The sequence below is a fragment of the Rahnella sp. ChDrAdgB13 genome, assembly GCF_017655185.1.
Taxonomy (GTDB): domain Bacteria; phylum Pseudomonadota; class Gammaproteobacteria; order Enterobacterales; family Enterobacteriaceae; genus Rahnella; species Rahnella contaminans.
Genome location: NZ_JAEMGT010000035.1, coordinates 107580 through 118074, shown reverse-complemented (window position 1 = coordinate 118074; position 10495 = coordinate 107580). Strand labels below are relative to the sequence as shown.

General features: G+C 54.5%; 10 protein-coding genes and 1 pseudogene. All 11 read left to right on the top strand.

Translation table 11 applies throughout. The features are described from left to right. Window positions 1-67: 67 nt before the first annotated feature. A pseudogene (locus J8X26_RS12600) lies at window positions 68-961 on the top strand (arginine deiminase); the annotation flags it as partial. A 23-nt stretch (window positions 962-984) separates the two neighbouring features. Further along, a complete protein-coding gene (gene arcC, locus J8X26_RS12595; RefSeq protein WP_152327290.1) occupies window positions 985-1896 on the top strand; it encodes a carbamate kinase in 912 nt (303 codons plus the stop codon). Window positions 1897-1920: 24 nt separating this feature from the next. Next, window positions 1921-2928 carry an ornithine carbamoyltransferase gene (gene argF / locus J8X26_RS12590; protein ID WP_152327291.1) on the top strand — a complete coding sequence of 336 codons (1008 nt, stop codon included), beginning with the start codon at window positions 1921-1923 and terminating at the stop codon, window positions 2926-2928. Window positions 2929-2983: 55 nt separating this feature from the next. Next, window positions 2984-4387, top strand: coding sequence for a YfcC family protein (locus J8X26_RS12585; protein WP_152327292.1), 1404 nt, complete (start codon window positions 2984-2986; stop codon window positions 4385-4387). Between the two features lie 62 nt (window positions 4388-4449). Further along, complete coding sequence (locus J8X26_RS12580) at window positions 4450-4956, top strand: arginine repressor (RefSeq protein ID WP_208951020.1); 507 nt, start codon at window positions 4450-4452, stop codon at window positions 4954-4956. A 261-nt stretch (window positions 4957-5217) separates the two neighbouring features. Next, window positions 5218-6159: an aspartate carbamoyltransferase gene (gene pyrB, locus J8X26_RS12575; RefSeq protein ID WP_208951019.1), complete on the top strand. Its 942-nt coding sequence runs from the start codon at window positions 5218-5220 to the stop codon at window positions 6157-6159. Between the two features lie 13 nt (window positions 6160-6172). Further along, window positions 6173-6637: an aspartate carbamoyltransferase regulatory subunit gene (pyrI, locus tag J8X26_RS12570; RefSeq protein WP_101075010.1), complete on the top strand. Its 465-nt coding sequence runs from the start codon at window positions 6173-6175 to the stop codon at window positions 6635-6637. A 53-nt stretch (window positions 6638-6690) separates the two neighbouring features. Further along, window positions 6691-7077, top strand: a complete 387-nt coding sequence (gene ridA / locus J8X26_RS12565; RefSeq protein WP_101075009.1) for a 2-iminobutanoate/2-iminopropanoate deaminase — start codon at window positions 6691-6693, stop codon at window positions 7075-7077. Between the two features lie 208 nt (window positions 7078-7285). Further along, window positions 7286-8746, top strand: coding sequence for a circularly permuted type 2 ATP-grasp protein (locus J8X26_RS12560; RefSeq protein WP_152327295.1), 1461 nt, complete (start codon window positions 7286-7288; stop codon window positions 8744-8746). After that, on the top strand, window positions 8740-9681 hold the full coding sequence (locus J8X26_RS12555; protein ID WP_152327296.1) for an alpha-E domain-containing protein: 942 nt from the start codon (window positions 8740-8742) through the stop codon (window positions 9679-9681). Before J8X26_RS12560 ends, J8X26_RS12555 begins: the two co-directional genes overlap by 7 nt. Then, on the top strand, window positions 9681-10475 hold the full coding sequence (locus tag J8X26_RS12550) for a transglutaminase family protein (RefSeq protein ID WP_165061380.1): 795 nt from the start codon (window positions 9681-9683) through the stop codon (window positions 10473-10475). The genes J8X26_RS12555 and J8X26_RS12550 overlap by 1 nt, the downstream gene beginning before the upstream one ends. The last annotated feature ends 20 nt before the right edge of the window (window positions 10476-10495 follow it).

Genomic DNA, 10495 nt, shown 5'->3' with positions numbered 1-10495 from the left:
CGCTACAGGATCGAGAATGTGGTGATCTGATCCTGATTACGGCAAAAAGTTCGATTTATTCAACAAAGCCCCTCACCGGCAAACGGCGCGTTTCATGAGTGGCGGATTAACTTATAACGAGATCCCTTCGACTATCCACAATATGGTCGTTGATACCCATATGGCGAATGATTTTATTATTAAGCCACTGCCGAATCATTTATTTACCCGCGACACCTCCTGCTGGATATATAACGGGGTTTCCGTGAACCCGATGGCCAAAGCGGCAAGAAAGCGCGAAACAAATAATCTGCGTGCCATATATCGCTGGCATCCATTATTCAGCGATAACGAATTCATTACTTATTTCGGTGACGATGATTTCAATTACGACCATGCCACGCTGGAAGGCGGCGACGTCCTGGTCATTGGTCGCGGCGCAGTGTTAATCGGGATGTCAGAAAGAACCACACCGCAGGGCGTTGAGTTCCTCGCCCGTTCTCTGTTTAAACATCAGCAGGCGACCAAAATTATCGCGTTGGAATTACCAAAACACCGCGCCTGTATGCATCTCGACACCGTCATGACCCACATCGATATCGACACTTTCTCGGTTTATCCCGAAGTCGTACGTGACACCACGCAGTGCTGGACTCTGACCGATGACGGCCGCGGGGGCCTTCGTCGTCAGGAAGAACCGCATTTCCTGAAAGCCATCGAAAAAGCGCTGGGGCTGGATGAAGTGAAACTGATCACCACCGGTGGCGACAGTTTTGAAGCCGAGCGCGAACAATGGAATGACGCCAACAACGTGCTGACCGTACGTCCCGGCGTCGTGATTGGCTATGAGCGCAATACGTGGACCAACGAAAAATACGATAAGGCCGGGATCACCGTGCTGCCTATTCCCGGAGATGAACTCGGGCGTGGCCGTGGCGGCGCTCGTTGCATGAGTTGCCCGCTGGAACGCGACGACATCTGAAAAACCACACCAGGGAAAATACCATGACAAAACCCACACTGGTCGTCGCACTGGGCGGCAATGCATTGCTGCGTCGCGGCGAACCTTTGGAAGCCAGCATTCAGCGGAAAAATATTCAGCTGGCGGCAGAAACACTCAGCGCATTGTGTCAGCAATGGCGTGTTGTGCTGGTTCACGGCAACGGACCGCAGGTCGGATTACTGGCGTTGCAAAACAGTGCTTATACCGCCGTTTCGCCTTATCCGCTGGATATTTTGGTCGCCCAGACGCAGGGAATGATCGGCTATCTCCTGCAACAGGAATTGAAAAATTGCCTGCCGGAAATCCGCGTTTGCACGCTGCTCACACAGGTGGAAATCAGTCCGCTGGATCCGGCTTTCAATCATCCGACCAAATACATCGGGCCGGTTTACACCCGCGAACAGTCTGCTGCGCTGGCCGCAGAAAAGGGCTGGGCGATGAAAGCGGACGGGCAGCATTTCCGCCGCGTCGTGGCCTCGCCGCAACCGCTAAGCATTATCGAAACCGACGCGATCAACGCGCTGCTTCAGGACGGACATCTGGTTATTTGCAATGGCGGCGGCGGTGTTCCGGTCTGCAAAACCGCTAAAGGACTGGAAGGCGCGGAAGCGGTCATCGACAAAGATCTCTCGGCCGCCCTGCTCGCCCGGCAACTGCACGCCGATGCGCTTCTGATCCTCACCGACGCTGATGCGGTGTACCTCGACTGGGGAAAACCAACGCAGCGTCCGCTTCAACAGACCACCACACGCGACCTGGCCGGAATGACTTTCGATGCGGGCTCTATGGGCCCAAAAATCGCCGCAGCCTGCCAATTTGTCGATGCCTGCCACGGGTTAGCCGGGATCGGTGCCCTGACCGACGGCGAAGCGATTCTCGCGGGCCTGAGAGGCACCTCCATCCGTGCGTCGTAATAACGTCATGAAAGGAATAAAACTATGAGTAACACCTTAAAAAACCGTCATTTTCTCAAACTTCTGGATTTTACGCCGGATGAAATCCAGCAATTGATTAATCTCGCCTTTACCCTGAAAACATACAAAAAGAGTGGCCGGGAGCAGCAGTATTTACTCGGCAAAAATATCGCGCTGATTTTCGAAAAAACGTCCACGAGAACCCGCTGTGCGTTTGAAGTGGCGGCTTTCGATCAGGGAGCAAAAGTGACGTATCTCGGCCCGAGCGGCAGCCAGATTGGTCATAAAGAGTCGATGAAAGACACCGCCCGCGTGCTGGGCCGGATGTACGACGGCATTGAATACCGGGGTTTTGCGCAAAGGATTGTTGAGGAGCTGGCCGAGTTTTCCGGCGTCCCGGTCTGGAACGGGCTGACGGATGAATTTCATCCCACACAGATTCTCGCCGACCTGATGACCATGCTCGAACACGCGCCGGGAAAACAACTCAGCGAATTAAGCTTTGCCTATCTGGGCGATGCACGAAACAACATGGGCAATTCGCTGATGGTCGGCGCCGCCAAAATGGGCATGGACATCCGCCTGGTCGCACCGAAATCCTTCTGGCCAGACGCTGCGCTGGTCAGTGAGTGCCGGAAAATAGCCGGAACCACCGGTGCCCGCATTTTGCTGACCGAGCACGTCGATGAAGGCGTGAACGGGGTGGATTTCCTCTACACCGATGTCTGGGTTTCGATGGGCGAAGCCAAATCTGCCTGGGCCGAACGCATCAGCCTGATGACGCCGTATCAGGTCAATGCCGCCGTCATCAAAGCCACCGGCAATCCTGATGTGAAATTCATGCACTGCCTGCCCGCGTTTCACAACGAAGAAACTACCCTCGGGAAAGAGCTGGAAATCGCCTATGGAATGAAAGGGTTGGAAGTAACGGATGACGTTTTCGAGTCGGCGCATTCCATTGTGTTCGATGAGGCCGAAAACCGCATGCACACCATAAAAGCGGTCATGGTGGCCACCCTGGGCGATGCCTGAATTTTTTGCGTGAAGCCCGTCTGAGGTCTTCACGCCTTTTTTAAGGATTATGTTGATGCGTACATTCAAATTTCCTTCCGCCTACACCATTCTTTTTATTCTTATCGCCGTCGTCGCGGGCCTGACCTGGATTATCCCCGCCGGCGAATACAACATGGCGATGAACGCCGGTCTTGGGAAAGAAGTCCCGGTTTCCGGCACTTATCACGCTGTTGCCGGTAATCCTCAGGGGATTATCGATATCTTTCTTGCCCCCATTGATGGCCTTTATAACCACGTTACCGGGCAGGCGGGCGCAATCGACGTGGCGCTGTTTATCCTCATTATCGGCGGTTTTCTCGGCGTGGTGACCAAAACCGGTGCCATTGATGCGGGGATTGAACGGGTGACTCATCGCCTGCGCGGCAAAGAAGAATGGATGATCCCGATCCTGATGGCGCTGTTTGCCGCCGGGGGCACTATTTATGGCATGGCCGAGGAATCCCTGCCATTTTACACCCTGCTGGTGCCGGTCATGATGGCCGCCCGCTTCGACCCGCTGGTAGCCGCCGCGACAGTTCTCCTCGGCGCAGGTATCGGAACCCTCGGTTCCACCATTAATCCCTTTGCAACCGTGATCGCCGCCAATGCCGCCGACATTCCTTTCACCAGTGGCATCGGCCTGCGCGCAGTCATTCTGGTGGTTGGCTGGCTAATATGCGTTGTATGGGTGATGCGCTACGCCCGTAAAGTTCGTCGGGACCCGTCGCTGTCAATCGTCGCCGATCAATGGGAATCAAACCGCGAACACTTCCTCGGCGATCGCCGCGAAGAGCTGCTGCCGTTTACCGGCGTGCGGAAAATCGTTTTAACGATCTTCGCGCTGGCCTTTGTCGTGATGATTTATGGCGTCTCCGTCAAAGGCTGGTGGATGGGCGAAATCTCCGCCGTCTTTCTTGCCGCCGCCATCTTTGTCGGGTTAATTGCCCGGATGAGCGAAACCGAGCTGACCACCACTTTCATTGACGGCGCACGCGATCTTCTCGGCGTCGCGCTGATCATCGGGATCGCGCGCGGTATCGTGGTCGTGATGGATAACGGCATGATCACGCACACCATTTTGCACAGCGCCGAAAACATTGTTTCCGGGCTCTCCAATGTGGTGTTCATCAATGTGATGTTTTTGCTCGAAGTTGTGTTGTCTTTTCTGGTGCCATCTTCATCGGGTCTGGCCGTGATGACCATGCCTATCATGGCCCCGCTGGCCGATTTTGCGCATATCGGCCGCGAACTGGTGGTCACCGCATATCAGTCAGCTTCCGGTCTTGTGAACCTGGTGACGCCTACATCAGCGGTCGTCATGGGCGGTCTGGCCATTGCGCGCGTGCCCTATGTCCGCTGGCTGAAATGGGTTGCGCCTTTGCTCGGGATACTGCTGGTGTTGCTAATGTTAGCGCTGAGTCTGGGTTCTTTGTTTTAACCCTTCGTTGATGATGATTTTTTTGCAATGTTGACGTCCTTTATTCATCAGGGAATATGACCATGAAAAGAACGTTGTCTGCACTTGAAAAAGAACACGAGCAGTTGATCTTGTGTCACCGGCTGATCGCCAGCAAAAGTTTTGCTTCACAGGAAGCGCTGCGCCGTGAATTTCAGCGTGCGGGATACCGGAATATCAGCCAGTCCACGGTATCGCGGCTGCTGAAAACGCTGGGGGTGGTGAAGATCCAGAATGCCAAAGGCAAAAAAATGTACGCGCTGAATGAGCAATATCAGCCCGTTCCCGATGCGTTGCGCCCGGTCACTGAGATGGTGACCAGCGTGGATTACAACCCGCAGTTTGTCATCGTGCATGTGTCGTCGGGCTACGGGCGGGCGGTGGGGAAAATCATTGACCATCAGGGATTGCATGAGGTTCTCGGCGTCATCGCATCCAGCACCGCCGTCTTCGTCGCGCCAAGGCAAACCCGCGAGATCGGGCGGGTTTGTCAGTTAATCAGGCAGGTATTGATGGTCAAAGGAAACCCGAGCAGCAATCGTTTGCCTTAGTCCATTTTTCCGCTTGATGTCGCCGGTGACGCGCGTATAATGCGCCACAATTTGCCGGGAGAACCTATGAACAATTGCCACGTTTTGTGCTCAGATGACCGACCAAACACCGTGCCATCAGGCAGCCCGCTGCCGTTGTTCTTCCGTGGCAATACCGTTTTACTGAAAGCCCCTCATTGAGGGGCTTTTTTTTGTCCGAAATTTAAGAACATCGGTTTTTGAGCGCATTTCTTTTAAGAACAAAGAAACAGGAGAATGACTATGGCTAACCCGCTATATCAAAAAGACATCATTTCTATCAACGATCTCAGCCGCGAGGAGCTGGAGCTGGTGCTCGACACCGCGGCCAGCCTGAAAGCGGATCCGCAACCGGAATTGTTGAAACACAAAGTGATCGCCAGTTGTTTCTTCGAAGCCTCAACCCGTACGCGCCTGTCGTTTGAGACGTCCATGCATCGTCTCGGGGCTTCCGTCGTCGGTTTCTCTGACAGCAGCAATACGTCGCTCGGCAAAAAAGGCGAGACGCTGGCCGATACCATTTCGGTGATCAGCACTTACGTGGATGCCATCGTGATGCGCCATCCGCAGGAAGGCGCGGCGCGTCTGGCGACAGAATTCTCCGGCGGGATTCCGGTTCTCAACGCCGGTGACGGCGCGAACCAGCACCCGACGCAAACCTTGCTGGATTTGTTCACCATTCGGGAAACGCAGGGACGTCTTGATAACATCAAAATCGCGATGGTCGGCGACCTGAAATATGGCCGTACCGTTCACTCTCTGGCGCAGGCGCTGGCGAAATTTAACGGCAACCGCTTCTACTTTATCGCCCCCGACGCACTCGCCATGCCGGGCTATATTCTGGCGCTGCTGGAAGAGAAAGGCATCGAATATAGCCTGCACAGCAGCATCGATGACGTCGTGACGGAAATCGACATTCTGTACATGACCCGCGTACAGAAAGAGCGTCTGGACCCGTCTGAATATGCCAACGTTAAAGCCCAGTTTGTCCTGCGCGCGGCGGATCTGAACGGCGCTCAGCCGCACCTGAAAGTCCTGCACCCGCTGCCACGCATCGACGAAATCACGCCGGATGTCGATAAAACGCCATACGCCTGGTATTTCCAGCAGGCCGGTAACGGGATTTTTGCGCGTCAGGCTTTACTGGCGCTGGTTCTGAACGCAGATATTGCACAGTCAGCTTGAGGAGAAAACGATCATGACTCACGACAATAAACTTCAGGTTGAAGCCATTAAATGCGGCACGGTAATCGACCATATTCCGGCGCAGGTCGGCTTTAAATTGCTGTCGTTATTTAAATTTACGCAGACAGAACAACGCGTTACCGTCGGCCTGAATTTGCCTTCCGGCGAGCTTGGCCGCAAAGATATTATCAAAATTGAAAACACCTTTCTGACCGACGAACAGGTTAATCAGCTGGCGGTCTATGCCCCGCGCGCTACGGTGAACCGCATTGATAATTATGAAGTTGTGAAGAAGCTGATGCCGACGTTGCCGGACCGTATTATCGGGGTTTTACGCTGCCCGAACGGCAACTGCATCAGCCGCTTTGAACCGGTGGATTCCAGCTTTGCGGTGAAACAGCGCGCAGATGGCGTTCACCTGAAATGCAAATACTGTGAGAAAGAGTTCGAACATCAGGTTGTGCTCAACAACGACTGAGCAGGTATACTGACGACCGGATTTTTACCCATAACCCAAAATCAGGAGACATTATGTCCCGCGAAATCAGTACTGAAAACGCACCCGCCGCAATCGGTCCTTATGTTCAGGGCGTGGATCTGGGCAGTATGATCATCACTTCAGGCCAGATCCCTGTTGATCCTAAAACCGGTGCCGTGGCCGACGACATCGCCGCTCAGGCGCGTCAGTCTCTGGAAAACGTCCAGGCTATCGTTGAAGCCGCTGGCCTGAAAGTGTCAGACATCGTGAAAACTACCGTTTTCGTGAAAGATCTGAACGACTTCGCCACCGTTAACGCCACGTACGAAGCTTTCTTCACCGAGCACAAAGCGCCTTTCCCGGCCCGTTCATGCGTTGAAGTTGCCCGCCTGCCTAAAGACGTGAAAATCGAAATCGAAGCCATCGCCGTCCGCCGTTAATCCGCGTCCCCGATGCACCAGACCAGCCTGCGGGCTGGTTTTTTTTGCCCTATTTTCAGGCAAAGAAACCCTTTAACGCTCTATAATTAAGCAGTCCCCCCTTATTTCCCCTGATTTTCAGCCCGTTTTGCACGCTGGCACACTTTATGCCTGATCTTCATTGTTATTGAACGATTCAATTGCGGCCTGTCCAGTTTGTGAGGTGATGATGATCAAGATTGACCTTTCCGATTCACCCTTTTTTGATGAGATGTTAATGGCTGACGGGACGCACCGCAGCCATTATCAGGCCTACTGGCAATGGTTGCAGCAAGCCGATCAACAGGCGGTTCAGCGCAAAAAAGAGGAAGCCGCGCTGTTATTCCATCGGGTGGGAATTACCTTTAACGTTTACGGTGAAGATGATGGCGCAGAACGTTTAATCCCGTTCGACAGCGTTCCGCGGATCATCCCGGCCAGCGAATGGCAAATGCTCGATCGCGGCATTCGTCAGCGCGTTCAGGCGCTGAATGCTTTTCTGCACGACATCTATCACGATCAAAAAATACTGAAAGCAGGGATCGTTCCGGCCGAACAGGTTCTGGCAAACGATCAGTATCAGCCTTGTATGCAGGGCATCGATCTTCACCGGGATACGTACGCGCACATCGCCGGAACCGATATGGTGCGGGGTGGCGACGGCGAATATTACGTGCTTGAAGATAACCTGCGCACACCGTCCGGCGTTTCTTACATGATGGAAAACCGCAAAATGATGATGCGGTTATACCCGGAACTGTTCGCAGAACAGCGCATTGCGCCGGTTTCTCGCTACCCTTCCCATCTGCTGCAAACGCTGCGTGAAAGCACACCGGTTAACGATCCGACCGTCGTGGTTCTGACGCCCGGCAGGTTCAACAGTGCGTACTTCGAGCACAGTTTCCTTGCACAGCAAATGGGCGTGGAACTGGTGGAAAGCGTCGATTTATTCGTGAAGGACGGCGCGGTGTTTATGCGTACAACCGCGGGCCCGTGCAAAATCGATGTGATCTACCGCCGTATCGACGACGCATTCCTCGATCCGCTGGCCTTCCGCGCGGATTCAATGCTCGGCGTGCCCGGCCTGCTGTCGGTTTATCGCGCCGGTGGCGTGGTGCTGGCGAACGCAATTGGCACCGGCGTCGCCGATGACAAATCGATCTACCCGTATGTGCCGGAAATGATCCGCTACTATCTGGCCGAAGATCCGATCCTTAATAACGTCCCGACCTGGCAATGCCGCAAAGAGAGTGACCTGTCTTTCGTGCTGGCGAATCTGGAAAAAATGGTGGTGAAAGAGGTTCATGGTGCAGGCGGTTACGGCATGCTGATTGGCCCGACCGCCAGCAAGGCTGAAATCGAACGCTTCCGCCAGTTGCTGAAAACGCGGCCTGAAAACTACATCGCGCAGGAAACGCTGGCGCTCTCAACCTGCCCGACGTTTGTGGAGAACGGGCTGGCCCCGCGGCATATCGATTTGCGGCCTTTCGCCCTGACCGGCGCTGAAATCCGTCTGGTGCCTGGCGGCTTAACCCGCGTTGCGCTGGCGGAAGGCTCGCTGGTGGTAAATTCATCTCAGGGCGGTGGCACCAAAGATACCTGGGTGCTGGAAGAAGAGTCGGAAGATCCGACGGAGGGTGACGCATGCTAAGCAGAACAGCCAGCGAACTTTACTGGATGGCGCGTTATCTGGAACGCGCCGAGAATATCGCACGCCTGCTGGACGTGACCAATAAGCTGTCGATGATGTCGATCCGTGACGTCAGCGCCCGCGACGAAAATAACGATCTGCTGGTCCCGCTGACCATGACCGGCACCCGCACATTATTCAATGAACACTATCCGCAGGAAACAATGGGCAATCTGCTCAACTTTTTCGCGCTGGACAGTTTCAACCACAGCAGCATTTTCAGCTGTCTGCAAATGGCCTGGAACAATGCGCACGCGGTGCGCGGTAGTCTGTCTTCTGAAGTTTGGGAAAGCATCAATGCCACCTGGATTGAGATGAAACTGATCCGACGTCAGGGCGTCGGATCGGCGGGCGCGGATTCCTTCTTCGACTGGGTTAAGGAGCGCTCACATCTGTTCCGTGGCGCGATGTTTGGCACTTTGCTGCGCAGCGATGCCCTGAATTTCATCCGCCTGGGCACCATGCTTGAGCGGGCTGACAGCACCGCAAGGCTGCTGGACGCCAAAAATCAGCTGCTCAATGCCGATGAGGATCCTGTGCGCGAATACTACCGGATGGACACCTTATTGCGCGCCGTCAGTGCCCGCGAAGCATTCCATACGCTCTACAAACAGCAGCTCAGCCAGAAACGCATTGCCGAACTGCTGGTACTGCGCCGCGAACTGCCGCGATCCCTGTTGTCCTGTGTAGAAATTATCGCCGAACAGCTGGAGGAAATCGGCGGGTCAGCGGGAAATTTGCCGCGTCGCCGCATTCATACCCTTCACGCTCAGCTCCGCTTCACCGAAATGGACGAGATAGTCGAAATGGGCCTCAGCCCGTGGTTAATGCAGTTTCTTGGCCAGACCAACGCCATCGCTGAGAGCATTCATCAAACCTATCTGGAGGCACAATAATGAAACTGAATGTCAGTCATCAGACGCATTACACCTATGCGCAGCAGGTCAAACACAGTACGCAATATCTGCGCCTGACGCCGCAGGATTCCAGCCATCAGAAGATCCTTTCATGGGATCTGACGCTGCCGGAGTACGCCACCCGAACGCTGGACGCATACGGCAACGTATTACACGTGCTGACGCTGGATCAGCCGCATCAGGCAATCACTATCGAAGCCAACGGCGTGGTCGAAATTGAAGACAACACAGAAGATGATAATTGCGGGCATTTATCGCCGCTGGTTTTTTTGCGCACCAGCCCGCTGACACAGGCCGACGGCGCGATCCGCGATTTCGCCAGCCGCTATTATCGCCCGCAGGATCAGCATGAAAGTCTGTGCAATCTGATGGGCGAATTACTGCTGAAAATGCCTTACAGCCCCGGCAGCACCACGGTGAAAGACAGTGCCTCGCAGGCTTTTTCAGCGCAAACCGGCGTATGTCAGGATCATACCCACGTTTTCCTCGCCTGCTGCCGCAGTCTGGGGATCCCGGCGCGTTACGTCAGCGGATATCTATACTCAGAAGATTCGACACATGTTGCCATGCACGCCTGGGCGGAAGCCTGGCTGGATGATCGCTGGCAGAGCTTTGATGTTACCAACAACACCTGCAAACCGAATCAGCATTTGAAACTGGCTATCGGCATAGATTATCTTGATGCGTGCCCGGTCCGCGGTATCCGGCTGGGTGGAGGCAGCGAAGATATGCGCACTGTCGCAGCCGTTGCGATGCTCGACGTGCCACAATAAACCTGACGCCTGAGGAAAAT

What these genes read in the sequence shown, in the direction of transcription:
- arcC (WP_152327290.1), top strand. Translation starts at nt 985, where the DNA reads ATGACAAAACCCACACTGGTCGTCGCACTGGGCGGCAATGCATTGCTG.
- argF (WP_152327291.1), top strand. Translation starts at nt 1,921, where the DNA reads ATGAGTAACACCTTAAAAAACCGTCATTTTCTCAAACTTCTGGATTTT.
- J8X26_RS12585 (WP_152327292.1), top strand. Translation starts at nt 2,984, where the DNA reads ATGCGTACATTCAAATTTCCTTCCGCCTACACCATTCTTTTTATTCTT.
- J8X26_RS12580 (WP_208951020.1), top strand. Translation starts at nt 4,450, where the DNA reads ATGAAAAGAACGTTGTCTGCACTTGAAAAAGAACACGAGCAGTTGATC.
- pyrB (WP_208951019.1), top strand. Translation starts at nt 5,218, where the DNA reads ATGGCTAACCCGCTATATCAAAAAGACATCATTTCTATCAACGATCTC.
- pyrI (WP_101075010.1), top strand. Translation starts at nt 6,173, where the DNA reads ATGACTCACGACAATAAACTTCAGGTTGAAGCCATTAAATGCGGCACG.
- ridA (WP_101075009.1), top strand. Translation starts at nt 6,691, where the DNA reads ATGTCCCGCGAAATCAGTACTGAAAACGCACCCGCCGCAATCGGTCCT.
- J8X26_RS12560 (WP_152327295.1), top strand. Translation starts at nt 7,286, where the DNA reads ATGATCAAGATTGACCTTTCCGATTCACCCTTTTTTGATGAGATGTTA.
- J8X26_RS12555 (WP_152327296.1), top strand. Translation starts at nt 8,740, where the DNA reads ATGCTAAGCAGAACAGCCAGCGAACTTTACTGGATGGCGCGTTATCTG.
- J8X26_RS12550 (WP_165061380.1), top strand. Translation starts at nt 9,681, where the DNA reads ATGAAACTGAATGTCAGTCATCAGACGCATTACACCTATGCGCAGCAG.